Consider the following 24,222-nt stretch of genomic DNA (forward strand, 5'->3'; position numbering starts at 1 on the left):
ACATCTCCCAAAAACAAGTTCCTTTATATACTACCCGCTGAATACGCACGTATCAATGGATATTACGCGAGAGTTGATTTTCAAGCGACTTGGAGACGTGAAATACGACCGATTTCTATTCTATCTGATGGGGCCATACAAATCGTTCAATCTCAACTATATCCTCAGCGAAGAGGAGCGAGAACAGATCAGTATCGAGGAGCTACCGGGACCGTTGCGTCGACTGTTCCAGAACACGGCGGAGATCAATGAGGCTCAGGCGTTCTTGCGGCGGATACAGGGCAAACTCCGGACCGATCCCGGAGTCAATGCGTTTCTGGCTCTTGATGTGGATGTCGACACCGACGACATCGATGCAGTGACACAGAGCATCGAGTACACACGGCACAGCAACGCAACTGCGTTCGTGGTTCCGTATCTCGGACACAACTTCGGTGTCGGCGAAGAAGCCGGAAGCGTCCTCGAAACGCTCTCGGAGACGCACACCGAGCGACTGGTGTTTGTCCACGAGGCGGACGTAACAAGTGCCATGATCCAATCTGCGCCTGTTCGCTGGGATCTTCGGATCGAGACGTATGAGTCCGAGGAAGAACTCGTCGATACGCTCCGCCGGTTCGCTGCAGGGATCATGCACCGCGAACGTCGGGGTGACCTCAATCAGCTGGACTAACTACTCCAGGACGACCAGCACGTCGCCCATATCCACGCTGTCGCCCTCGCCGACCATCACCTGCGTGACGGTGCCGCCGCGTTCGGTCACGACGTCGTTTTCCATCTTCATCGCCTCCAGGACGCAGACCACATCGTCGGGGTCGATCTCGTCGCCGACCTCGACTTCGACCGAGAGAATCGTCCCCTGCATCTCTGCGGCGACGGTGTCGCCGCCCTCGACGGCCGCCCCGCCCTCGTCGTCGTCCTGCTGGGCCTGCGGCGGTCGGGCCATCTCGCCGCTGTTGCTGGGATTCCCCGACTCGACGGCAATGGGTGGCGCGCCGCGCTCTTCGAGGGAGACGTCGAACCGCTTGCCGTTGACCTCGACTGTGAAGTCGCGCTCGGTCGACTCCGCATCGTCGTCGCCGTTCTCGCTGCCGTCGTCGGTCGGCCCCCACTGGGCGACCGCCTCCTCGATCCGGCTGTGATCTAAGACCTCGTCGAGATAGTTGGTCGTGTGTTCTCCCTTTGAAAAGGCCTCGTCGGTCAGCATCAGCCGGTGGAACGGGATAATAGTGTGAAAACCGTCGATCTCGAACTCCGCCAGCGCCCGCTCCGAGCGGGTAAGACACTCCTCCCGGTCGCTGGCCTCGACGATGAGTTTGGCGATCATCGAGTCGTAGTCGCCGCCGATCTCGTCGCCCTGCCGGATCGCGTCGTCGATCCGGACCCCGATCCCGCCCGCCGGGTCGTAGGTCTCGAGCCTGCCGGATGCGGGCTCGAAGTTCGCCGCGGGGTTCTCGGCGTTGATCCGGAACTCCATGGCGTGGCCCTCGATCTCGACGTCCTCTTGGGCGAAGCTCAACTCTTCGCCTGCGGCGATCCGGATCTGCCATTTGACGATGTCGAGGCCGGTGATCTGTTCGGTCACCGTGTGTTCGACCTGAATCCGGGTGTTGACCTCCATAAAGAAGAACTCGCCGTCCTCGACGAGGAACTCGACAGTCCCGGCGTTGGTGTAGCCCGCGGCGTCGACGCCGCGTTTGGCGGCCTCGCCGATCTGCTCGCGGAGGTCCTCGTCGAGGGCGGGGGAGGGGGCCTCCTCGATGACCTTCTGGTGGCGGCGCTGCAGCGAGCAGTCGCGCTCGCCGAGGTGGCGAACGTTGCCGTGGTGGTCGGCGATGATCTGGACCTCGATGTGGCGGGGGGCTTCGAGGTACTTTTCGACGTAGACTGAATCGTTATCGAAGTAGGCCTCGCCCTCTCGTTGGGCGGTCTCGAACTGTGATTCAACTTCATCCTCGCTGTGGACGACCTTCAGGCCGCGACCGCCGCCGCCGCCCTCGGCCTTGACGGCGACCGGATAGCCGTAGTCGTCGGCGACTTCCGTAATCTCGTCGACCGAGGTGACCGGCTCGGTCGTCCCGGGGACCACCGGTACGTCGGCGTCCTGCATCAGCGAGCGAGCCTTGGTCTTCTCGCCGAGGGCCTCCATCGCGTCGGCGTCGGGACCGATCCACGTAAAACCGCGATCGTCGACTTTGGCCGCGAACTCGGCGTTTTCGGCCAGAAAGCCGTAGCCGGGGTGGATGGCGTCGGCCCCGGCCTTTTCGGCGGCATCGAGGACCGCCTCGTAGTCGAGATAGGAGTCGGCGGCGCGTGCGGGGCCGATGTTGTAGGCCTCGTCGGCCTGCCGGACGTGGCCGGAATGTTTGTCGGCCTCGCTGTAGACAGCCACCGTCCGGACTCCCAACTCCTCGCAGGCGCGCATCACGCGAACCGCGATCTCCCCGCGGTTGGCGACCAGAACCTTGCTGAACATAGGGGGCTGTTTGCTCATCAGCCACCTGATTCTATCGGTCGACGGAGGCCCGATAGCGGCTATATACTCACGAATACTGATAGCTACTGGCGCGATTGCTTCCAGCCGTCCTGGAGATCGGAACAGTCACGTATGGCGACTCGACCTGCCCCATATGAAGCTCACAGGCAAGCAGATACAGTGGACCGCAATCGTCCTCGGAGCAACGTGCTACTTCTTTTTGGGTGCGCTCACCGAGATCAGCCTCCCGGTTCAGTTCGGGGCGTTCATCGGTGTCGCGGTCGTCCTCCCGGCGGTCGTGACGCGGTCGGTCTCGCTCCAGCAGCCGCCGGTCGACGATGGCGATGACGACGAGTACCGCTTTTAAATTTATTCGACCTGCTGGCGGAGCTGTTCGATGCGCTGGACCTGCGAACTCACCGAGTCGGTGATCCGGTTGGCGGCGGTGTCGATCTCGTCGGCGTTGGTCGCCGTCTGATCGACCATCGAGGCGACCGTGGTGGCGCTTTTGGCCTGCTCGTCGGTCGCCGCGGCGACCTCGTCGACGCCCGCGGTGACCTCGCCGACGGCGTCGGTGATCTCGTCGAGACTCGACTGGGCGGTGTTGGCCCGCTGCATCCCGGTTTCGACCTCAGAGACGCTCGTTTCGAGCCGCCGGACGGCGCGTTCGGCGTCGTCGGTGATTCGCTCGACGGTGCTGTCGATCCCGGTTGCCTGCTCGCGGGACTCCTGGGCGAGGCTCTTGATCTCGTCGGCGACGACCGCGAAGCCCGCACCCTCCTCGCCGACTCGGGCGGCTTCGATCGAGGCATTGAGCGCCAGCAGGTTGGTCTGGTCGGCGATCTCGTCGATCACGTCGGCCAGCTCGGTGATCTCCTCGACGCCCTCCCGGATGGTTCGCAGCTCCTGCATCGCCTCTTCGGTCGAGTCCTGGATCTCCTCCATGGCCTCGACCACCGCTTCGGTCGCGTCCTCGCCCTCGCTGGCGCGGTCGTCGGCCTGCTCGGCGGCGATGGCGACCTCTTCAGAAGAGGAGGCGATCTCCTCGACGGCCGCGCTCAGATCGGCGACCTCCGCCGAGACCTCCCGCATTCCGTTGGACTGCTCGTGGGCCCGGTCGGCAATCGTCTCGATCCCCTCGGAGATTTCTGCGGAGGTATCATACAGGGACGCGAGCGATGACGCCACATCCGAGTCTTCGACGGTATCTAAATCCTCTTCGAGATCATCGATAGAATCCGCGACCGCCCCATTGTTTGCTGTCATGGGTTCGTTTCGGAGAGCAGAATCATATAACACCCGGACGGATTATCAGGCCTGATACTCGATGGTCGCTCGAAGCCGTCGCGCTGTGGCCGTTGACTGGACCGGTTGATTTGGCGGAGAATCTAGACACTCTTTCCACACACTTCGGTCGGATCTTGAGAATATCATATGAGGGTTCGACCGCGACGGAGCCTGTATGGCAGCACTCACCCTGTACGACCGCCCCGACTGCCCGTACTCGAAACGCGTCCGTCGTGTGCTCGATGTCCTGGAGGTCGACTACGAGGAAATCATCGTCCCCGAAGCGCGGAGCGACCGGGACGAACTCGACGCACTGACCGGCCAGCGTGGCGTACCCGTGGTGGTCGACGACGATCATCCCGACGGCTGGGTCGCCGACAGCAGCGAGATCGCGGAGTATTTAAAAACTAACTACGACCAGCGTGCGGCCACTGCCGAATGACCAGCCAGCACGCCCTCGTTGTCCACATCACAAGCGACACGGCCAGCGACTGGCAGATGGCCCTGCGGAACCTCCAGAACCTCGTCCGGGATAGCTCGGTGTCGACGCCGCCCGAGGAGATGCAGGTCGTGATCAACGGCCCTGCGGTGCGGTTTCTGTTGGACTCCTCGCCCGATGCACCCAAAATAACGAAGATGCTGACCGCTGGCGTCACGGTGAGTGTCTGTTCGAACTCGCTGTCGTTGTTCGATCACGATCCGAGTTCGGTCACCGAAGGTGTGACAATCGTTACTTCCGGAGTCGCCGAGGTCGTCCGCGCCCAACAGCAGGGCAAGAACTATCTACAACTCCCCTGACTCAGAACCGATCAGCGCGGTCGGCTGCGGTCCAGCCGTCTTTTGGACTGTTGTTCGGCGGTCGACCGGCGGGCTCGCCGATGGCTTCGAGCCGCCCGGCGAACGCCCAGCTCCGGCGGCTCTCGCCGTCGGCGTCTTCGGTGGCCGCCGCAGCAGCCGCGGCTGCTGCCTGTCGGTCCCGAAGGTGGGCCGCGATGGCGACCGCGATGGCGGCGGCCTCCTCGGTGTCGGCGTCGGCCAGCCCACCGAGGTCGTCGGCCGAGACGGACGGCGAGTCGTTGTCGCCCGCTGCGGCGGCGGTCGCGGCGGACTCGTCGAGGGCGGCTGAATCGGTGGCCATGTTAGATCGGGATGTTACCGTGTTTCTTCGAGGGTTTCTCCTCGCGTTTCGACAGCAGCATATCGAGGTCGGAAATCAGCCGCTGGCGTGTCTCGCCGGGCTCGATCACGTCGTCGATGAAGCCGCGATCGGCGGCCGTGTAGGGGTTGGCGAACTCCTCGCGGTACTCGTCGATGAGTTCCTGGCGGCGGGCTTCGGGGTCGTCGGCCTCCGACAGTTCCTTCCGGTAGAGGATGTTCACTGCGCCTTTCGGCCCCATCACCGCGATTTCGGCGGTCGGCCACGCGTAGTTGACGTCGCCGCCGATGTGTTTCGAGGCCATCACGCAGTAGGCCCCGCCGTAGGCTTTGCGCGTGATGACCGTCAGCAGCGGGACGGTTGCCTCGGAGTACGCATACAGGAGTTTGGCTCCGTGGCGAATGATCCCACCGTGTTCCTGGTCGGTACCGGGCATGAAGCCGGGGACGTCCTCGAAGGTGACGATGGGGATATTAAAGGCATCACAGAACCGGACGAACCGCGCGCCCTTCTCGCTGGCCTCGATATCGAGCGTGCCCGCGTTGACGCGGGGTTGGTTGGCGACGATGCCGACCGAATGCCCATCGAGGCGGCCAAATCCGACGACGATGTTTTTGGCGTAGCTCTCGTGGACCTCGAAAAACGAGCCCTCGTCGACGACCTCATCGATGACGTTGGTCGCGTCGTAGGGCTTTTTCGGTGCTTTGGGGACGATATCGGCCAGCTCGTCGGTCCGGCGGTCGGGGTCGTCCCACGGGTCGATTCGCGGCGGGTCCTCGACGTTGTTCTGCGGCAGATACGAAAGGAGCAGGGCGATCTGGTCGAGGGCTTCCTCCTCGCTGTCGACGGCGAAGTGGGCCGCTCCCGACGTGGAGGCGTGGGTCACAGCGCCGCCGAGCTCGTCGAAGCTCACCTGTTCGCCGGTGACGGTCTCGACGACATCCGGCCCCGTGATGAACATGTGGCTCGTGTCTTTGACCATGAAGACGAAATCGGTGATCGCAGGCGAGTAGACTGCGCCGCCAGCACAGGGGCCCATAATGCCTGAAATCTGTGGGATGACGCCGCTGGCGTCGGTGTTGCGCTGGAAGATCTCGCCGAAGCCCCCCAGCGAGCCGACGCCCTCCTGGATACGCGCCCCCGCGGAGTCGTTGAGACCGACGACGGGTGCGCCGACTTCCATCGCTTTATCCATCACTTTGCAGATCTTCTCGGCGAAGACCTCGCCGAGCGAGCCGCCGAAGACGGTAAAATCGTGGGCGAACACGAAGACAGTCCGTCCGTTGACCTCGCCGTAGCCGGTGACCACACCGTCGGTGGCGATCTGTTTTTCCTCCATCCCGAAGGTGTGGTTCCGGTGGGTCCGGAACTGGTCGAACTCGTGGAACGTGCCGTCGTCGAGGAAGTAGTCGATCCGCTCGCGGGCGGTCATCTTTCCCTTGTCGTGTTGCTTGGCAATGCGGTCGTCGCCGCCACCCTTGGCGGCGGCCTCCCGCTTTGCTCGAAGCTCCTCGATACGGTCGTCCATCGTCATTTCGGACCACCAGTCATTGGTTCTAATCGACTACCAGCGGCATCAAAAGGGTTCCGCAACATCCTACCCGACCGTTTCCGCGGCCGACTGATCAGGCCGCGAACTACCCAGGCTGCCCTCAGGCCGCCTGTAGATGGACCGCCACCCGCAGCCCGCCGCCGTCGGAATCGCCCAACTCGATGTGGCCGCCGTAGCTCTCGGCGATCTGGTCGACGAGATACAGTCCGAGCCCGGTCCCCGCGGATTCGCCCTCCGAGACGCCCTCTTCGAGCAGTCTGGCGGCCGTCTCGGTCGGTAGTCCGTCGCCGTCGTCGGCGACGACGACCACGTACTCCTCGCCGTCGCGGCGGCAGTCGACGCTGATGGTGTCGGCGTTGGAGTGTTTCAGGGCGTTGGTGATCAGGTTCCCGAACAGCGCTTCGAGCAGCGGGCCGCCCTGGACCGACCCCTCGCAGCCGTTGTAGCTGAGGTCGACGCCCTCGGCGGCGGCCTGGGGGGCGTAGCTGTCGACGACATCGTCGAGGATCTCCTGGAGGTTACAGACGCCGACCTCCTCTTGGGCCAACTCGCTCAGCGTGGTGATCTGTTCGATCAGTTCGAGGGAGCCCGACAGCGCCCGCGTGGCCGTTTCGAGGTGGGCCATCGTTTCGGGCGGACAGTCACTGTCCTCGACGAGGCCGAGATAGCCGTCGGCGGTGTGGATCTTGTTTTTCACGTCGTGACGCAGCAGCGACGAGAGGAACGACTCGCGTTCCTCCATCCGCTTGTGCTGGGTGATGTCCTTCGAGATGACGACCACGCCGAGCTGCTCGCCGGTCGCGGGGTCGGAAACCGGGCTGTAGGTCCGGTAGGACCACCGGTCTTCGGTCTCGAAGGCGTACTCCTCGGTTTTCGGCGCGCCGCTTGCGGGGACCTCCTGGAGGATCTCGTCGATCCGCTCGGCGTCCGACTCCGGGTGAATCGAGGCGTAGGTTCGACCGACGACGGCGTCCTCTGCGGCCCGCTGGATCTTCCCGTCGGCCGCCAACCGAGTGAGGTGTTCGCCGTTGGCGAAGACGTACTTCCCGTCGGGGTCGAGCATATAAATCGAGTCGTCGGAGGCCTCGACGGCGGTGGCGTACTCCTGGAGGGTGGCCTTCCGCTCGCGGGAGCCGGTGATATCGAGGATCATCGACATCACCTCCCTGACCTCGTTGTCGGCGTTCCGGAGCGGCGTGTTGTACCAGTGACAGACGACCCGCTGGCCGTCTTTGGTGACGTTCGTTACCACCTGCTCGGTCGGCTCGCCGTCGGTCAACAGCGGCCGGGCGAGCGCTGCAAGGGTGTCGGCTTCCTCGCTCGACAGCACCAACTCGTCGAGCTGTGTGCCGCGGGCTTCGGTGGCCGACCAGCCGAACAGCGCCTCGGCCCGGTCGTTCCAGTCGACGACCCGCCGCTCGGTGTCCCAGATGACGAACGCCAGCGGCGCGTTCTCGTAGACGCCCGCGTACTTCGCCTTGTTCTCCTGGAGGCTCGTTTTGGCGTTGGCGTGTTCGATCTCCTGGACCACCGCGTCGGCCAACACGGTGTACTGAGTGGTGGGATCACCGCCTTTCTGGAGGTAGCGATCCGCACCGAAGTTCAGTGCCTCGCTGGCGACCTCCTCGCGGCCCTTTCCGGTGAACATGATCACCGGCAGCTCGTGGCCTTCGATCTCCCGAATCCGTTCGAGCAGTTCCAACCCCGTCAGCTCGGGCATCTGGTGGTCGGAGATAACCGCATCGTACGTGGTGGTTCGAATCCGCTCGACTGCGGCCGTCGGGTCGCTTGTCGTCTCGACGGTCAGCCGGTCGTCCTCGCGTGGGAGAAACTCCTCGGAGAGCTCCAACAGTTGTGGATCGTCGTCGACATGCAACACCACGAATTCATCAGCGGGCCGACTCATTCTCTTCCGTAAGATACGGGCTACTATATGTAAGCGTTTCTGAATTCATAGGTTCACTGACGTACGCTACGGAACAGCTCTCAGTTCTCCATACTTCTCAATTCTCTATACTTCTCAGTGTCGACATTGTTTCACGGCTGAACTTGTATCCGATATCAAATACGTTTATATAACTGAAAACCAGTCGGTCGGTATGAGTGTCCGTGAAACGTGGGCGACACGCATCGGCTTCATTCTTGTAGCGACCGGGAGCGCAGTCGGCCTCGGGAACATCTGGCGGTTCCCGTTTCTGACGGCCGAATCCGGCGGTGCGGCGTTTCTGATCGCCTATCTGATTTTGATCGTCAGTGTCGGGCTGCCGCTCATTCTGGCGGAGTTCGTCATCGGCCGCCGGACCAAACGCAACGTCGTCGGCGCGTTCGACGAACTCGGCCGGTCGAACTGGAAGATCGTCGGCGGGATCGGCGCGCTGGCGGGCTTTGTCATCCTCTCGTACTACAGCGTCGTCGGGGGCTGGGTGATCCAGTACATCATCGCCTCGATCACTGGGGCCTACACATCCGATCCGGCGGCCTACTTCGAGACCGCCTCGGTCGGGACCAACGCCGTCGTCTTCGATGCGCTGTTTATGGGATTCGTCGCCGGAATCGTCGCCCTCGGTATTCGGAACGGGCTCGAACGCGCCGCCAAATTCATGGTGCCGAGTGTTGTCGTCCTGTTGATCGTGCTGTCGGTCTACGGTGCGACCCTCGATGGCTCCGGCGCGGGCTACGCCTTCTACCTCTCGCCGGACCCCGCCACGCTCGTCAGTGATGCGATCGGACTCCTTCCCGACGCCGCCGGGCAGGCCTTCTTCACCCTCTCGCTCGGGATGGGCGTGATGATCACCTACGCCTCCTATCTCGGTGAGGACCGCAGCCTGCTGAACGATAGCCTGCTCATTCTCGTCGTCGACACCTTCATCGCCCTCCTTGCTGGGTTGGCGATCTTCCCGTTCCTCTTCGCCGAGGGGATCGACCCCGGCACCGGCGGCCCGGGCACCGTCTTCGTCGCCCTCGGCACCGCCTTCGCCGAACTCCCCGCGGGCCAGCTGGTCGGGACCGTGTTCTACATCGCGCTGTTTATGGCCGCGCTCACCAGCGCCTTCAGCATCCTGGAGGTAATCGTCGCCTACGTCACCGAGACGTTCGGCTTCGAGCGCAAACCGGCCACGGTCGGTATCGCGGGTGTCATCTTCCTCATCGGCATCCCGACAGCACTCGATATCAACGTCCTCAATGCCTACGACGTGCTGGCCAACCAGGTGCTGCTCATCGGCGGCGGGCTGCTGCTTGCGATCTTCGTCGGCTGGTTCTTCGCGGGCGAAGCCCTCGAAGAGTTCACGACGGGAAGCGACGGCCTTGAGGGTCTCGGGACGGTCTGGATCTGGCTGCTCCGCATCCCGATCACCGTGCTCCTGCTGTACGTCCTTTACAATGGCGTCCTCGCCACCACCGAGGCCGTCACTGCGGTGCTCTGAGCACTCTCGTTTTTAGGCTTCGCCGTAGACCGGCACCGCCGCGCCGCTTGTCACGTCGGCGGCATCCGAACAGAGGAACTGCATGACGCGGGCGACCTCGCTCGGCTCGACCCACTCCTCGCTCGGCGTCATCATCTCGCGGTTCATCGGGGTGTCCAGGACACTTGGCAGCACGCAGTTCGCGCGGACGGTTCCGAGGTTCTCCTCGGCGATGGTTTCGGTCATGATTTTCACGCTGGCTTTGGTCGACCGGTAGAGCCCGTCGCCTTCGCCGCCCTCCAGTCCCGAGCGCGCCGAGACGCTGACGATCGCCCCCTCGCGTTCCTGCAGCTCGGGTAGGGCGTGTTTCGAGGCCAGAAACATCGTTTTGAGGTTGACGTCGAACAGCATATCGAACTGCCCGACATCCGTTTCCTCGACCGGGTCGCCGCCGCGCCACGTCCCCGCGATATTCAAGAGGAAGTCGATCCCGCCGTGGTCCTCGACGACCTGTCCCATCGTCTCTTCGACCGCAGCCTCGTCGGTGAAGTCGGCCTGATAAAAACTAACCCCTTCCCGGGGGTCGAGCAGCGAGTCGTCGCTCTCGATATCGACGATGTCGCAGGCGGCGACGGTCGCGCCCGCGTCGGCGAATTCGTTGACGACGGCACTCCCAAGCGCGCCACAGCATCCGGTGACGACGGCGACACGGTCGGTGAAATCAAATTCGACTGTCATATGGTGTCAGTCGGCGGCTCGATTTATAAATCGGTGGGGCGAGTCGCGGTGTCGACCGGTTAGGGGGTGAGCACGAGCTTTCCGAGACGGCTGTCTTCGAGCACCGCCCGTTGGGCCTCGCTTGCCTCGTCGAGCCCGTAGGTCTCGGCGACCTGTATCTCGATCTCTCCGGTGGCCATCAACGACGCCAGTTTCGAGAGCCGGGGGCGGAAATCCGGCGTGTTGAACATGCTCATCAGCGTCAGATTGAGGTCCTTCCCGCGAGCGGCCGACGACTGAGTGAAGCCGACGTTTTGGTCTTTTTCGCCGATCCCCACGACGCGACAGCCGGTGGCCGCGACGTCGGCGTCGAACTGGAGGTACTCGTGCATTCGGTGGTCCAGGATCGCGTCGACGCCGTCGGCCTGCCCGGCGATCGGCTCGGCGGCCTCGACCACCGCGTCGGCGAGATCGTCCCGATGGTAGTCCAGGACGACATCCGCACCCAACTCCCGAAGCCGGTCGTGGTACTTCGGCGAGGCGGTCGTAATCACCTGTGCGCCAGCGGCTGCGGCCACCTGAACCGCGACGTGACCGACGCCGCCCGATCCGCCGTGGATCAGACACCGGTCGCCGACCTGCAGTTCGGCGTGGTCGATCAGCGCGCGCCACGCCGTGACGGCGACGACGCCAGCCCCGCCCGCCGCAACGGTGTCGACGCCCTCGGGGAGGCCGACGAGTCGATCCTCCGGGACCGCGGCGTACTCGGCGTAGCCGCCGTAATGTTGGCTGCCGATTCCCGTCCCGTAGACGGCCTCGCCCTCGCTGAAGCCCTCGACGTACTCGCCGACGGCGGCGACCTCGCCCGCGAAGTCGATACCGGGGATCATCGGCAGGGTGAACGGCTCGTAGGAGCCCTCCCGGAAGTAGGTGTCGACGGGGTTGACGCCCGCGCCATGGACTTCGACCAGCACTTCGTGGCCCTCGGGGTCGGGCCGGTCGATCTCGTCTACCTGCAGGACATCGGTACTGCCGTGGTCGTGAAAGCGGACTGCGCGCATGGATCGGTCGACGGACGGCGCGATGAAAAAGCCACAGGAGCCTACGTTTCGATCTTGCCGACCAGGGCTTCGAGCCGCTGGACGCGCCGCTCGGTCGGCGGATGGGTCCGGAACGGCCGCGGGAGGTCGGTCACGTCGGCGGGCGGCAGAATATCGAGTGCGCCCGCCGAGCGTTTGAACTCACGGAGGTCCTCGGTAGGTCGGCCACGGTTGCCGTCGAGGGTTTCGAGCGCGCTGGCGAGGCTGCTCGGCGAGCCGGTGAGCTCGGCCGCCCCGCGGTCGGCGGCGGTCTCCCGTCCCCGCGAGAACAGCGCGATCGCGCCCAGACAACACCACAACTGCACCGTTGTCACGGCTGTGACGACGGTCCAACTGAGGAGCCGACCGACGTAGACGAAGATCGCGCCGTTGATGGCGTGGATCGGCTGGAGCGTCGGTCGGTCGTCGCTGCCGACGTGTTCGGCGAGCAACAGCGGGATCAGCAGGTGGCCCATCAGCCGCCCGTCACCGTTGGCCAGATGGCTGATCTCGTGGGCCAAGACAGCCTCGATCTCGTCGTCCGACAGCGCGCGGACGAGCCCGCGCGTGAGGACGATCGTGCCGTCGGATCGGCTACCCAGCGCGTAGGATTCGGGGCGCATCCGGGTGACGATCCTGACCGTCGGCTCGGGGATACCCGCCTGCTGGGCGATCCGACCGGCCATCGCGCCGATCTTCGGGTGGCGGTCGACCGCCAGTTGGCCCGTCGTCCCCAGCTCGGTTTTGAACTCGCGGATCTCGGCGCGGACCGGTTCGAGGTAGCCCGCGGGGAGCAGACACAGCCCGACCAGTACGGCTCCGCCTGCAAGTGTCGCAGGCGAGAGTTGCCCCACGAGATCGGTGACGACGGTGTTGCTGGCGGGCAGCACCGACAGCGAGAGGAAATAGCCTCCGAGAATCACGCCACCGACGACCAGCCCGCCTGCGACCGCCGCGGCCACCAGGACGATCGACGCCGAGACGAGTGCGACGGCTCCAAGTGCGGCCACCATGCGAACGCCCAGCGAGAGGCGGGCGCGGCTCCCGACTGTCATCTGTCCGTCCTTTGTGGTGGCTCACTGATAGGGATTACTCCGGGTCAGGGTTTGCTGTCGACTTCCTTGCGGCCCGTGAGGTCGTCGGGTCGCAGCCGGTAGGTCCGGTAGGGAATCTCCGAGGGCGGGCGTTCGAACACGTCCACGGTGGGAATGTCGACGGCCCACAGCCCTTGGAGGGCGGCCGACTCGTAGGGAGCGTCGTCGACTGCTTCGAGGCGACCGGTGGCGACAACGCTCCGCCAGCCCGCCTCGGTCTCGCGGTGGACCACGAAGGAGATGGGGTTGTCGACGAGGGATTTCTTGCGGCTGTCGTCGGGAACCGACAGCCGAAAGTAGATGGTGTCGGCGTCGGCGAAGTAGCCGTAGGAGACGGGGATCGACACCGGTGGCTCGTCGCCTGTGGTGGCGAACGACAGCACGCCGGTGCCGCCGTCGCCGAGAAACTCGTCGCGCTCCGCGTCGCTCAGTTGGACCCAGCGAAGCCCCTGCATGGTCGACTATGTGCCCGCCTCGTACAAAATCGCTCACAGCCGTCGGAACGACAGAAAATCGGCTTGTCGAGAAATCAGATTCCGGATGGCAGTTCCCGTATTCGGGACACTGTGAAGCGTTTTGGTCACACGGACCGACACCCATAGTCATGAAAACAGACGAATACGAGTGTGATCTGTGTGGCCAGTCGTTCGACACCAAAGCGGAGCTCAAAAAACACGCCAAAGCGGCCCACACCAAAGAGCTGTAACCACTGTCGAACGGGCTTTTCGGACCTGTTGTCGTCTTCACTGCGTCGATGACTCTGCGAACGGGTGACGGTCCCGCTGTCGTTACGCGAGGAAGTCCGGCTCTTCGCGCTTGTCTGCGCGTTCGTCGATGAGGTGATCGACGAACTCGCCGGGCGCTACGTCCTGGGCTTCGCGCTCTTTGCGATCCCGAACCGAAATCGTGCCGTCTTCGACCTCGTCGCCGCCGACGATCACCATATAGGGCACGCGGTCGGTCTGAGCTTCGCGGATCTTGCGGCCGAGGGTCCAGGAGCGATCCTCGATGTCGACGCGGAAGTCGTTGTCCTCCAGGTCGTTTTTCAGGCGGTGGGCGTAGCCGAGCTCGTCGTCGCTGATCGGGAGGATGCGGACCTGCTCGGGGGCGAGCCATAAGGGGAATTTGCCGTTGAAGTGCTCGATGAGCACCATGAAGAACCGCTCGAAGCTCCCGTAGAGCGCGCGGTGGATCATCACCGGCCGATGGTCCTCGTTGTCCGCGCCGGTGTAGGTGAGGTCGAACCGCTCGGGCATATTGAAGTCGAGTTGGACCGTCGGGCCGTCCCACTTGCGGCCCAGCGCGTCGCTAAAGGCGAAGTCGATCTTCGGGCCGTAGAACGCGCCGTCACCGGCTTCCAGATCGTAGTCCATCTTCGAGTTTTCGAGGACCGATTCGAGTTGACTTTCTGCTTTTTCCCAGATCTCGTCGCTGCCGACCGACTTCTCGGGGCGGGTGGCGAGTTGGACCTCGTAGTCCAGATCGAAGGTCTCCAGGACCTCATAAATCATGTCCATGATGTCGTCGACCTCCGACTCGATCTGCTCGGGACGCGCGAAGATGTGGCCGTCGTCAATGGTAAAGGCCCAGACCCGCGAGAGCCCCGAGAGTTCGCCGCGCTGCTCCTTGCGGTAGACCTTCCCGTTTTCGGCGTAGCGCACCGGGAGATCGCGGTAGCTCCAGGAGCGCTCGTTGAAGATCGTCGCGTGGCCCGGGCAGTTCATCGGCTTGAGGCCGTACTCCTCGTCATTGACGTCGAGGAGGAACATGTCGTCGACGTAGTTGTCGTAGTGGCCCGACTGCTTCCAGAGCTCCGTCCTGAAGAGGTGGGGCGTCTCGACGTAGTCGTAGCCGTACTCGTCGTTCATCGCCTCGCCGAAGGATTCGAGCTCCCGCAGGATCGCCTTCCCGTTGGGGTGGTAGAGCGGCAGGCCGGGGCCCGTGACGGTGGGGATCGAAAAGAGGTCGAGTTCCTGGCCGAGTTTACGGTGGTCGCGCTCTTTGGCCTCCTCGCGCATATCCAGGAACTCCTCTAACTGGGACTCCTTTTCGAAGGCCGTCCCGTGGACGCGCGTGAGGGTGTCGTTTTCTTCGTCGCCGCGCCAGTAGGACGACGAGATGTTGAGGAGTTTGAACGCGCCGATCTGGCCCGTCGACTCGACGTGGGGGCCACGGCAGAGGTCCTCGAACTCGGCCTGCTCGTAGAAGGAGATCTCGTCGGCGTCGGCGGCCTCGCGGTCCAGGATGTCGAGCTTGTAGGGATTCTCGCCTTCGTATTTGGCGACGGCCTCGTCGCGGCTGTAGGTCGTGCGCTCAATGTCGTAATCCTCGTCGACGATCTCCTGCATTTCGTTTTCAATGTCCTGGAGGTCGTCCTCGTCGAGATCGACGCCCGTGATGTCGTAATAAAAGCCCTCGTCGGTCCACGGGCCGATGGTGAGTTTGGCGTCGTCGTGGAGTCGCAGCAGGGCTTGGGCGAAGACGTGGGCTGCCGAGTGGCGGAGCACGTCGAGGTACTCGTCGCTCTGGTCGGTGACGATCTCGATGCGGTCGCCCTCCGAGACCGGGGTTTCCTTGTCGACGAGTTCGCCCTCGATCTTGCCGGCGACGGTGTCGTCGCCGAGTCCCGGTCCGATCTCGTAGGCCACGTCCTGTAGCGTCGCATCCTCCGGAACGGCCAGTTCCGTGCCGTCCGGGAGGATTACAGCGATTTCGCTCATGAATTTCGGAAGTCGACAGGCGGGGATAAGTGTTGTTGGATGCGGTTGTGGATGGAAGGATGAACCTGATTCTATCATTTTGTGCTAGCTAACCCAATGTGAGTGATTATTGTCGCAACCAGTCTAGTGTAGGGTGTCTCAAAGTGGGCAAACTAGCCTATAATTGGCCAAACTTTATATGGGTCAAGTAACAAACGGTATGTATGAGACAAAAAGAGGTCATTGAGATCAGTGGAACCAATCCAATCAAGAACGCCAGTCATCTGCTCAAGGGTTACGACAGTGAAAATGTCGAAGCCATTGAGATAAAAATACACAAAAAAAGCAATAGTCAAAAGGAAGATAAACAAAAAAATGAGGTCAATATGGGAGATAAATCTGATAAAAAGAAAAATAGAGTAAAAGGGAGTATTCGGCCAAACACATCACACCATGCCGTATTACAAACATTGCAATCAATTGGTGGACCTGACGAATACGTTCCCGGCAAGAAGGTTCTCAATACTGTTACCGGTGTGTCTGAAAGTAGTGTGTTTCCGGCACTCACACAGCTTTGGGAACGCAAACTAGCTGAAAGAGAACGTGATGGAAACGGTTCGTATGCATACCGTGTCAGTGAATATGGGGAGAAAAAGTTGGAGGAACTTGGAGAGCCGAATATTAACGAATGATCCTTAATATTCACAAAGGCGACAAGGTTAATCTGTTGCTTGCCTACCGCCACGGATACGATGATGTTGCCGGAAAAGTGGAATATTCTGGAGAGTCAGGGGTTATAATTGACGTGGAATCACCTGCATACCTCGGCAAACTCACACTGTCGTACGATACACATTGGTGTCCTGGCTCAATCATTGCGTACCGTGAACGCACATCTGTGCGTGAAGGATACGTCCCACTGCTCCGAATTATTCGAACTGAAGTTCGACAGGAGTCTAATTATAGAGCAGTAACTGACGGCAGTGGCAATAAAGAAGATAATTAGGCAGATATAGTATAACTCTCCCATTTATTTTAAATCGGAATTTTGGTCGTTGTGTGAATTTGTGATTGAACGCTTAGCTATGAATGCGCCTGTTGTCGCTTTTATCAACGAAATCACACCACAAACCAAAAACAAACTATGTGATAGTGCAATATGCGATGGACACAATATAGTCCCTATCGAACTCAATTCTAGTGACTGACAGTCGCGTACTTCTGGCCACAGCCGCGCCATCAGCAGACCGGTGTGTCGACGCCTGGAACTCGCCTGCGTCGTCGCTTCGGCACCGAGCGCGCAATCGACTGGTTGTCGTCCGTCAACGGCGGTGATCCACGCAGCGTCGGTCCAACCGAAATCTCCCACTGGGTAGTACTGTTTTGGAGAACCAGAAAGCCCCGACGCGCTCGACTCCCGCGACTCGTTGCGCTCCTCGGCCTCCGGCCTGCGGTGCTTACTTCGTCGGGGTTCGTCGAGCGCGTCGCCCCTTTCAGTCCCTCCCACCGCTGGCAGCTGGTCCACCGGCTTGCGGGGAGGATGAAAGGGGCGACTGGGTCCGGGAAGACGGCCGACGCAAGCACTACAGGAGCGAACGGAGTGAGCGACGAAGCGCGCAGCGAGGCCCTCGACCGGAGCCAGTCGGGGCTTTCTGAGTGTTTAACGTTGCTGTCGACCCACTCCCACAGCTCACGAACCAATCCCTGACAACAAGCACAGAACCAGAGAAACACTCGTGAAAAGTGGGGTGGGGGTAGCTGACAGCGTCGGCGTGATGTCGTCCATCGACGGCGGCTGATGCACTGGCCCTGGGTGGAGGTTCCAAGTCTTCAGCGCAAATACCACCGACACAGTTCATACTCTCTCCGGGAGGTATGACCGACCGAGAGCAGTTACACAAACGGGAGGGCAATCGCTGCCGTGAGGGAACTGATGCCGAGCCAGCCGAGGTAGTTCCACCATGGCACCCCACGATAGCGGGGGCCTGGGAGGCTGTCGACGTACGTCCAGTGACCGTCGTCGACACCGTGGTGGTCAGTCAGCACGTCGTAAGTCGTGGCGAGCACACCGGTCAGTGCGACGGCCACCCAGCCATCGGTCACGAGGAGGGCCGCACGGAACGCGATATAAATCACCCCAGTCCAGCCGAACAGGAGGTAGGGCGGCACGCCGACCACCTTCGGCCCGATATGGTGTTCGAGCCAGCCCAGATCGATGACGATCGCCTCGGCGACGAACGCGATGAGCGCACCGCCGCCGAACAACGCGATCGTTGCGTAGAGTGGCCACGTGAGTATCGCATGGGCGAGTGCCACGACTCCCACTCCGACGGTGGTGGCTGCAAACATCCGACCGCTTGTCATACTACTACGTTCCTACATCTGTCAAAAAGCCTTACTGGTTCTCACAATCGACGTCTTCACGTCTCGGTCGACCACCGTACAACACCCATTGAAGCCACCAGTACCGTTTTAAAACCGCTCACGGTGGGATTCAGTATGGCCACGCCGCCGACCGAGTCGACCGACGACACGGGGTTCGACGAGCAGGCGCTCTACCGGGTCGTCCGGTCGGCGGTCGAGGACGCGATTCTCGGCGTGCTAGGCACGCTCCTGTTGCTCGCCATCGCGGCGTTTTTCCTGTGGCTCGGTGGCGCGATGCTGGTCTCGGCCGCCGAGGCGGGGTTGACGCTCAACCTCGGCTACGGGATCGTCTTCCTGGCCTTCGGGCTCTACCTCGGGGCCGCGACGCTGGATCTCGTCCCGCCGCTCCGTGAGTGGCTGTAGGCGGTCGGCGTGGCGGCTCGACGGTCCTCGACCACCGCGCCGCCTCACCGTCGACCGAACCACTCGGACGAACCTGAAGAACCGTTATCACGACACGCTACCACGTGCCAATATGTCCAGAGACACGGACCTCGCGGTCATCGGAGCCGGTCCCGGCGGCTACACCGCCGCGATCCGCGGCGCACAGAAGGGCCTCAACGTCGTGCTGGTCGAGCGCGAAACGGTCGGCGGCGTCTGTCTCAACCACGGCTGTATCCCCGCCAAGGCGTTGATCCACGCGGCGGGGTTCCAGCGGGATATCGACCACTGGAACGCCCTCGGCATCGAGACCGGACCGGTCGACGTCGACTACGGGGCCATCCAGGAGTGGAAAGACGATGTCATCAACAAACTCGACGGGCAGGTCCTCGACAGTCTGGAGCACTACGGCGTCGAGTTTATAACCGGAACCGCCCGGTTCGAGGACGCCACCACTATCCACGTCGACGGCGAGGTCGACCGGACCATCGACTTCGACAACGCGATCATCGCCACCGGCTCCCAGCCCATCGAGATCCCCGGCCTCGAATACAGCCAGGACCGCGTCATCTCCTCGCGGGAGATCCTGCAGGTCGATGAGGTCCCCGACGAAATCGTCGTCGTCGGTGGCGGCTACATCGGGATGGAGGCGGTGACCAAGTTCTCCAAATTCGGCGCACGCGTGAAGATCGTCGAGGCGCTGGACCGGGTGCTCTCGGAGTTCGAGCCGGAGATCGTCGACTCGATCCAGGAGACCAGCGAGATGTACAGCGACGATATCTACACGTCGACACTGGCTCAGGGCGTCGAGTACGACGAGGATGGTACCCCCGAGCTGCTCGCCGAGAAAAACGGCGACGAACTCCGGCTGTCGGGCGACTACATCGTCGTCGCCGCTGGACGCGAACCCAACTCGGCCTATGACCAACTGCAGTTGGATGCCACGGATGTCGACCTCACTGAAAAGGGCTTCATCGCGGTCGACGACCAGTGCCAAACGACCGCCGACAACATCCTCGCGGTCGGCGACGCCGCCGGGCCGCCATATCTGGCCCACGTCGCCTCCCACGAGGGGAAGGTCGCCGCCGCGGTGGCTGCTGGCGAAGACGCCGCTGTCGACACCGAGTACATGCCGACAGTGATGTACACCGACCCAGAAGTCGCTACCGTCGGGCTCTCGGAGGCCGAGGCCACCGAGCAGTACGACGACGTGCTGGTCGGTCGGGTGCCGATGACCGCCTCGGGGCGGGCGCTGACGATGGACAAAACCGAGGGCTATCTCAAGGTGATCGCCGACGCTAACGAGCAGCTACTTGGCGTGCGGATCGTCGGTCCCCGAGCCTCGGATACGATCGCCGAGGCGACGCTGGCCTTAGAGATGGACGCCTCACTGAACGATATCGCCAACACGCTCCACGCCCATCCGACGTTCCCCGAAAACCTTGTCGAGGCTGCTGAAGATGCAAAAAACGAGGCAATTCACACGCACTAACTAGTAAAAGGGAGCTTGTTTTCGTTATCGGATCTCTTCGGCGACCTCGATTGCGTCGTCGACACTCCCGTCGACAACGACACCGGTCGTCACCTCGTCGTCGGTCCAGAAGACGACGCTGCGGTCGTCGCGTTCGACAGCGGTCGCGTCCTCATCGTCGACGGTCACGCTCTCCCCGTCCTCAACGTCGCCGAGCCGGTCTTCCGCGCCGGTCGCGGTGATGAGCTGTACTTCACCGTCGTCGGTCGTGTACTGCTGGATCACGGCCTGCCCGTCGGCGGAACTAAACTCGGTTGCCTCTTCGAACTCGCCGTCATCGTACTCCGGCACGTCGAGATCGGTCGAGGCTTCGAGATCGTCGAAGCTGTCGTAGGTGTCAGTCATCGTCACCTCGACCCGATCCTCGGGCGGCTCGAAGGTGCTGTCGTGGATGGACACGTCGAACTGTTGGTCAGTTACCTCGATCCGTGTCTCTTTGTCCCCGTCGGTGGTCTCGACCTGCAACACCCGTGAGTCGTCCTGAGCGACCCAGACCGTCGACTCGACGTCTTCGTACGTCTCGTCGGCGTCGTCGGTCGGCGTCAACTCGACGACGTAGGCTTCCTCGCCGTCGAGTTCGGTCGTGTCGACCAACTCGGCGTCGACGTCTTCACTCGGCACAAAATCGCCCGGCTGCTCGTGGTCGTCGTACTCCCCGTCGGCCGGGATCTCACGAGCGAACGATTCCTCCTCGCCGACGGCCCAGACGACCGAGCCGTTCGAGCCGACCTCCGAGGTTGTGTCCTCGGTTTCAATGACGAACCGGAACTGGTCGGGCTCCGCAAACGCGAAGTCGACGGTCGCCGCTTTTGTCTCGCTGTCGTTGTTCACCGTGACCTCGGCGGTCCCGGTCAGCGTTTCGGCGTCGTCGTACCGCTGTTCGACGTCGTCGAGGATCTCGTCGCCGGAGGGCTGGTCCATCTGGGCCACGCCCGGCAGCCCGGTCGCCGCACCGGCAGCTACCAGCCCGATTCCGACGACTGCTATCAGCAGTACCGCCTGTCGACTGGAGCCGGATAGTCGCATTGTCGACTGTTCGGGCTTGCCGCGTAAGTACGTTTCTCCGGCTTGACACGCGGCGTTCTCGATTGCTGCCAGAACCGTCTCCCGTCTCCCAGAACCGTTTCCCGTGGTCGGTCAGCCGCGGGCTCGTCACCGAAGTCGAAAGCAACAGGAAGCCAGCACACGAGGTGTCGGTATGACACCTGAAGCCGAGCGGACGCAGGCGGTCTGTGTCGTCGTCGATGCCGCCCCCGAGGGCGTCCAGAAGTACACCGCCCGCGTGGCCTGCGACGAGGGCGAGATCGAGTCCGTCGAGCCGGGCGCGCTGGAACGCTTTTTCGAGATCATCGAGGGCGGCGTCGGCAGCCGGTTCGTCCGCGCGCGAGCCGTCGACATGACCGGGGAGGCCCGCCACATCCAGGAGCCGACGCCGCTGTTCGAGATCCGGTTTACCGAACCGGTCGACCTGTCATCGATCCGGCTGACCTTCGAGACGATCATCGACCACGACGGCGAGACCGTGCCGAACGAGTCGCTCCGGTTCGACGCCATCGAGTGACCGAACTCATCGAACTCCTTTTGAGACGCCGACCGAAAGGCGAGGTATGAAGCTACTCGTCGTCGGTGCCGGGGAGATGGGTCGGTGGGTCGCCGACACCGTCGACGCGGACGTCGCCTTCACCGATGCCGACTCCGACGTCGCCGCCGATGCCGCCGCCGCCCGGCAGGCTCGCCGGGTCCCAACAACCACTGACGAAGCCTTCGATGTCGTCTGTCTCGCCGTCCCGATGTCAGTGGTCGACGACGCGGTCGACCAGTATGCGCCGCTCGCCACCGAGGCGGTCTTCGACGTCTCGGGCGTGATGGCCGACCCGCTCGCCGCGATGGAATCCCACGCCCCCGACCTCGAACGGGCAAGTTTCCACCCCCTCTTTGCCCCGCCGCGGGTCCCCGGCAACGTCGCGGTCGTCACCGCCGAGGACGGTCCCTGCCTGCAGGCTGTCCGCGACGACATGGCTGAGGCCGGAAACACGGTCTTCGAGACGACCCCCGAGGAACACGACGCGGCGATGGAAACGGTGCAGGCCAGCGCCCACACCGCCGTCTTGGCCTACGCGCTGGCGGCCGACTCGGTCCGCGAGGAGTTCGCGACTCCCGTCTCCGCCCAGCTCGAAGCGGTGGCGACGACCGTCACCGAGGGCGACCCCGGCGTCTACGCGGAGATCCAGTCGACCTTCGACGGCGCGGAAGCGGTCGCCAAAGCAGCCCGAGAGATCGCCGACGCTGACGACGAAGCGTTCGCCGAACTGTATCAATCGGCCAAAGACGGTCTGAGCGTCGACGGCCGGGAGCGCCACCAGTGATCGACCGCCAGTCGGTCCGGGACAACGCGAAGTACCTCCAGTCGGTCCGGCCGATCGACCCCGAGGAGATCTGCGAATATATCGACGGCCAGCCCCACCCTGCAGTCGTCAAACAGACCCTCCGCGAGGAGGCCTTCGATCTCGGACTCGTCGAGCGTGAGGACGGTACCTTCGTGCCGATCGACGACGAGCCGGTCGACTACCGCCAGTGGGCCCCCGAGGCGTTTCCCGAATCCTACGGTTTCGCCCTCGAAGACCAGTTAGTCGAACGCTACGGCGCGAACTGGCACCGCGGCGAATCGGGGGCGACGCTTCGAGAGCGCATCACGGGGTTAAAAGAAGACTACTTCGCCGGAGCCGACGTCGAGTACGACGAGACCGCCGCCCTCGGCTACGCGATCTACCACCTGCCGGACTACTACGCCGCAGTTGGCTACGTCCTAGAGACGCTCACCGAGCGCGGTCTGCTCGACCGCACCCTCCGCGTCCTGGATGTCGGCGCTGGCTCGGGCGGTCCCGCCCTCGGGCTGCACGACTATTTGTTTAAAACCGCTGAGGGCGACGAGACGGCACTCGATCCCGAGGCGGCGCTGGTCGACTACCACGCCGTCGAGCCGAGCGCGTCGGCCGACGTGCTCGAATCGATGCTCGGCGAAACGGCGCGCAACTTCCGGTCGACGATCCACCGCTCGACCATCGAGGCGTATCTCGACGATTCACCGACCGAGTCCTTCGACCTGATCTGTTTCGGCAACGTCCTCAGCGAACTCGACGATCCCGCGGCCGTCGTCGAGGCCTCCCTCGACCTGCTGGCCGACGACGGGACCGTGCTGGCGCTCGAACCGGCGGATCTCGAAACAGCGACCGGGCTCCGCGAAATCGAGCGCGCGGTCGCGCCGCCCGACAGCGACGTGACGATCTACGCGCCGACGCTCCGGCTCTGGGAGGGCAAGGCACCGGACGACCGGGGCTGGTCGTTCGACGTGCGCGAGGACATCGCAGTGCCGCCGTTTCAGCACCGACTCGAAGAGGGCCAGTCAGCCGACGACGGCGAGACGGCCCAGGATGCATTTATAAATGTCGACGTCCAGTTCGCCTACAGTCTGCTGCGGACCGACGGCGAGCGTCGCTACCCGTTCCGGGCCAGCCGCAAACGACACGCGCCGCTGTCGACGATGGAGGAGCACGTCACCGAGCGGATCAACCTTCTCGCCGTGAAACTCAGCCACAACCTCAGCGACGGCGGCAACCCCCTGTTTCTGGTCGGCGACGGCAGCCAGCAGGTCGACCACTACGCCGTCCTCACCAACGAGTCCGGGCTCAACCGGGATCTGCAGGCGGCCTCCTACGGGGCGGTCCTGGAGTTCGAGAACGTCTTGGCCCTCTGGAACGACGACGAGGAAGCCTACAATCTGGTCGTCGACGCGGAGACGGTCGTCGACGCGGTGTCGGGCTACTGACTCGGTCGTCCGTAGCTTCTTAGCCCGTCGAGGCCGTATATAACCTATGTCCACAGCAAAAGCGACCTTCGGCGGCGGCTGTTTCTGGTGTATCGAGGCCCCGTTTAAAGAGCTGGCAGGCGTCCACGAGGTCACGTCGGGCTATGCTGGCGGCGACACCGCCGACCCGAGCTATCGGGCGGTGTGTTCCGGCAACACGGGTCACGCCGAGGTCGTCCAGATCGAGTACGAACCGGAGGTAATCGAGTACGCCGACCTCCTGGAGGTCCTCTTTACGGTCCACGATCCGACCCAACTCAACCGCCAGGGGCCGGATGTCGGCACCCAGTACCGGTCGATCATCCTCACCCACAGCGACGACCAACGCGAGCAGGCCGAGGCGTTCATCGAAGAACTGGAGGCGGAAGGCGTCTACGACGACGAGATCGTCACCGAGGTCGAACCGCTCGATACGTTTTACGAGGCCGAACCCAAACATCAGGATTACTACGAAAAGAACCCGAACCAAGGCTACTGCTCGTTCCACATCCCGCCGAAACTCGACAAGGTCCGCGAGCAGTTCGCGGATCGACTCAAAGAACAGCCCGTTCACTGACCCC

The 24,222-nt window shown here is 63.0% G+C and carries 26 protein-coding genes; 14 read left to right on the top strand and 12 right to left on the bottom strand.

What is annotated here, in order from left to right; genetic code table 11:
- The first annotated feature begins 55 nt into the window (after positions 1 to 55).
- Positions 56 to 670 carry a DUF7509 family protein gene (locus tag NO877_RS01315; protein ID WP_256394491.1) on the top strand — a complete coding sequence of 205 codons (615 nt, stop codon included), beginning with the start codon at positions 56 to 58 and terminating at the stop codon, positions 668 to 670.
- On the opposite strand, the gene NO877_RS01320 is transcribed toward NO877_RS01315, so the two are convergent.
- Complete coding sequence (locus NO877_RS01320; protein WP_256394492.1) at positions 671 to 2,473, bottom strand: acetyl-CoA carboxylase biotin carboxylase subunit; 1,803 nt, start codon at positions 2,471 to 2,473, stop codon at positions 671 to 673.
- Positions 2,474 to 2,627: 154 nt separating this feature from the next.
- Here NO877_RS01320 and NO877_RS01325 point away from each other — a divergent pair, with 154 nt between their 5' ends.
- Positions 2,628 to 2,840 (top strand): DUF7987 family protein, encoded by a 213-nt coding sequence (locus NO877_RS01325; protein WP_256394493.1) that lies wholly within the window; start codon positions 2,628 to 2,630, stop codon positions 2,838 to 2,840.
- 2 nt (positions 2,841 to 2,842) lie between these two features.
- Here NO877_RS01325 and NO877_RS01330 read toward each other — a convergent pair whose 3' ends face one another.
- Positions 2,843 to 3,739, bottom strand: a complete 897-nt coding sequence (locus NO877_RS01330) for a methyl-accepting chemotaxis protein (RefSeq protein ID WP_256394494.1) — start codon at positions 3,737 to 3,739, stop codon at positions 2,843 to 2,845.
- Between the two features lie 196 nt (positions 3,740 to 3,935).
- On the opposite strand from NO877_RS01330, the gene NO877_RS01335 reads away from it, so the two are divergent.
- Both NO877_RS01335 and NO877_RS01340 read left to right on the top strand, forming a co-directional pair.
- Entirely contained in the window at positions 3,936 to 4,202 is a 267-nt protein-coding gene (locus NO877_RS01335; protein WP_256394495.1) for a glutaredoxin family protein, read from the top strand.
- A complete protein-coding gene (locus NO877_RS01340; protein ID WP_256394496.1) occupies positions 4,199 to 4,558 on the top strand; it encodes a DsrE family protein in 360 nt (119 codons plus the stop codon). Before NO877_RS01335 ends, NO877_RS01340 begins: the two co-directional genes overlap by 4 nt.
- Before the next feature lies 1 nt (position 4,559).
- Here NO877_RS01340 and NO877_RS01345 read toward each other — a convergent pair whose 3' ends face one another.
- The 3 genes from NO877_RS01345 to NO877_RS01355 form a co-directional block, all read right to left on the bottom strand.
- Positions 4,560 to 4,898: a DUF8022 family protein gene (locus NO877_RS01345; RefSeq protein ID WP_256394497.1), complete on the bottom strand. Its 339-nt coding sequence runs from the start codon at positions 4,896 to 4,898 to the stop codon at positions 4,560 to 4,562.
- Between the two features lies 1 nt (position 4,899).
- Positions 4,900 to 6,444 carry an acyl-CoA carboxylase subunit beta gene (locus tag NO877_RS01350; protein ID WP_256395163.1) on the bottom strand — a complete coding sequence of 515 codons (1,545 nt, stop codon included), beginning with the start codon at positions 6,442 to 6,444 and terminating at the stop codon, positions 4,900 to 4,902.
- A 124-nt stretch (positions 6,445 to 6,568) separates the two neighbouring features.
- Positions 6,569 to 8,374 carry a hybrid sensor histidine kinase/response regulator gene (locus tag NO877_RS01355; RefSeq protein WP_256394498.1) on the bottom strand — a complete coding sequence of 602 codons (1,806 nt, stop codon included), beginning with the start codon at positions 8,372 to 8,374 and terminating at the stop codon, positions 6,569 to 6,571.
- 193 nt (positions 8,375 to 8,567) lie between these two features.
- Here NO877_RS01355 and NO877_RS01360 point away from each other — a divergent pair, with 193 nt between their 5' ends.
- Positions 8,568 to 9,893: a sodium-dependent transporter gene (locus NO877_RS01360; RefSeq protein WP_256394499.1), complete on the top strand. Its 1,326-nt coding sequence runs from the start codon at positions 8,568 to 8,570 to the stop codon at positions 9,891 to 9,893.
- Positions 9,894 to 9,905: 12 nt separating this feature from the next.
- On the opposite strand, the gene NO877_RS01365 is transcribed toward NO877_RS01360, so the two are convergent.
- From NO877_RS01365 to NO877_RS01380, 4 genes are read right to left on the bottom strand one after another with little or no spacing between them, the layout of a single operon-like run.
- Positions 9,906 to 10,610 (bottom strand): SDR family oxidoreductase, encoded by a 705-nt coding sequence (locus tag NO877_RS01365; protein WP_256394500.1) that lies wholly within the window; start codon positions 10,608 to 10,610, stop codon positions 9,906 to 9,908.
- A gap of 59 nt (positions 10,611 to 10,669) precedes the next feature.
- Positions 10,670 to 11,650, bottom strand: a complete 981-nt coding sequence (locus NO877_RS01370) for an alcohol dehydrogenase catalytic domain-containing protein (RefSeq protein ID WP_256394501.1) — start codon at positions 11,648 to 11,650, stop codon at positions 10,670 to 10,672.
- Positions 11,651 to 11,691: 41 nt separating this feature from the next.
- Positions 11,692 to 12,723, bottom strand: a complete 1,032-nt coding sequence (locus NO877_RS01375) for a M48 family metallopeptidase (RefSeq protein WP_256394502.1) — start codon at positions 12,721 to 12,723, stop codon at positions 11,692 to 11,694.
- A 44-nt stretch (positions 12,724 to 12,767) separates the two neighbouring features.
- Positions 12,768 to 13,217: a pyridoxamine 5'-phosphate oxidase family protein gene (locus NO877_RS01380; protein ID WP_256394503.1), complete on the bottom strand. Its 450-nt coding sequence runs from the start codon at positions 13,215 to 13,217 to the stop codon at positions 12,768 to 12,770.
- A 149-nt stretch (positions 13,218 to 13,366) separates the two neighbouring features.
- Here NO877_RS01380 and NO877_RS19705 point away from each other — a divergent pair, with 149 nt between their 5' ends.
- Positions 13,367 to 13,468, top strand: coding sequence for a C2H2-type zinc finger protein (locus NO877_RS19705; RefSeq protein WP_303646864.1), 102 nt, complete (start codon positions 13,367 to 13,369; stop codon positions 13,466 to 13,468).
- Positions 13,469 to 13,550: 82 nt separating this feature from the next.
- Here NO877_RS19705 and thrS read toward each other — a convergent pair whose 3' ends face one another.
- On the bottom strand, positions 13,551 to 15,482 hold the full coding sequence (gene thrS, locus NO877_RS01385; protein ID WP_256394504.1) for a threonine--tRNA ligase: 1,932 nt from the start codon (positions 15,480 to 15,482) through the stop codon (positions 13,551 to 13,553).
- Between the two features lie 203 nt (positions 15,483 to 15,685).
- Between thrS and NO877_RS01390 the strand changes: the two genes are divergently transcribed.
- On the top strand, positions 15,686 to 16,153 hold the full coding sequence (locus NO877_RS01390) for a hypothetical protein (RefSeq protein ID WP_256394505.1): 468 nt from the start codon (positions 15,686 to 15,688) through the stop codon (positions 16,151 to 16,153).
- Positions 16,154 to 16,713: 560 nt separating this feature from the next.
- Positions 16,714 to 17,169 (top strand): hypothetical protein, encoded by a 456-nt coding sequence (locus tag NO877_RS01395; protein ID WP_256394506.1) that lies wholly within the window; start codon positions 16,714 to 16,716, stop codon positions 17,167 to 17,169.
- A 185-nt stretch (positions 17,170 to 17,354) separates the two neighbouring features.
- On the opposite strand, the gene NO877_RS01400 is transcribed toward NO877_RS01395, so the two are convergent.
- Positions 17,355 to 17,825 (bottom strand): carotenoid biosynthesis protein, encoded by a 471-nt coding sequence (locus tag NO877_RS01400; protein WP_256394507.1) that lies wholly within the window; start codon positions 17,823 to 17,825, stop codon positions 17,355 to 17,357.
- A 135-nt stretch (positions 17,826 to 17,960) separates the two neighbouring features.
- On the opposite strand from NO877_RS01400, the gene NO877_RS01405 reads away from it, so the two are divergent.
- The gene (locus tag NO877_RS01405; protein WP_256394508.1) at positions 17,961 to 18,248 is read left to right on the top strand and encodes a hypothetical protein; all 288 of its coding nucleotides are present in this window, start codon (positions 17,961 to 17,963) and stop codon (positions 18,246 to 18,248) included.
- Positions 18,249 to 18,360: 112 nt separating this feature from the next.
- Entirely contained in the window at positions 18,361 to 19,758 is a 1,398-nt protein-coding gene (gene lpdA, locus NO877_RS01410; RefSeq protein WP_256394509.1) for a dihydrolipoyl dehydrogenase, read from the top strand.
- A 24-nt stretch (positions 19,759 to 19,782) separates the two neighbouring features.
- Here lpdA and NO877_RS01415 read toward each other — a convergent pair whose 3' ends face one another.
- The gene (locus NO877_RS01415; protein WP_256394510.1) at positions 19,783 to 20,823 is read right to left on the bottom strand and encodes a LolA family protein; all 1,041 of its coding nucleotides are present in this window, start codon (positions 20,821 to 20,823) and stop codon (positions 19,783 to 19,785) included.
- Positions 20,824 to 20,995: 172 nt separating this feature from the next.
- On the opposite strand from NO877_RS01415, the gene NO877_RS01420 reads away from it, so the two are divergent.
- Genes NO877_RS01420 through msrA form a run of 4 tightly spaced genes read left to right on the top strand, consistent with a single transcriptional unit; the run spans position 20,996 to position 24,218 of the window.
- On the top strand, positions 20,996 to 21,358 hold the full coding sequence (locus tag NO877_RS01420; protein WP_256394511.1) for a hypothetical protein: 363 nt from the start codon (positions 20,996 to 20,998) through the stop codon (positions 21,356 to 21,358).
- Between the two features lie 46 nt (positions 21,359 to 21,404).
- Positions 21,405 to 22,163: a prephenate dehydrogenase/arogenate dehydrogenase family protein gene (locus NO877_RS01425; protein ID WP_256394512.1), complete on the top strand. Its 759-nt coding sequence runs from the start codon at positions 21,405 to 21,407 to the stop codon at positions 22,161 to 22,163.
- Complete coding sequence (locus NO877_RS01430) at positions 22,160 to 23,623, top strand: small ribosomal subunit Rsm22 family protein (RefSeq protein ID WP_256394513.1); 1,464 nt, start codon at positions 22,160 to 22,162, stop codon at positions 23,621 to 23,623. The genes NO877_RS01425 and NO877_RS01430 overlap by 4 nt, the downstream gene beginning before the upstream one ends.
- A gap of 46 nt (positions 23,624 to 23,669) precedes the next feature.
- Complete coding sequence (msrA, locus tag NO877_RS01435; protein WP_256394514.1) at positions 23,670 to 24,218, top strand: peptide-methionine (S)-S-oxide reductase MsrA; 549 nt, start codon at positions 23,670 to 23,672, stop codon at positions 24,216 to 24,218.
- Positions 24,219 to 24,222 lie beyond the last annotated feature (4 nt).

The sequence above is a fragment of the Halohasta litorea genome (assembly GCF_024494645.1).
Lineage (GTDB): Archaea > Halobacteriota > Halobacteria > Halobacteriales > Haloferacaceae > Halohasta > Halohasta litorea.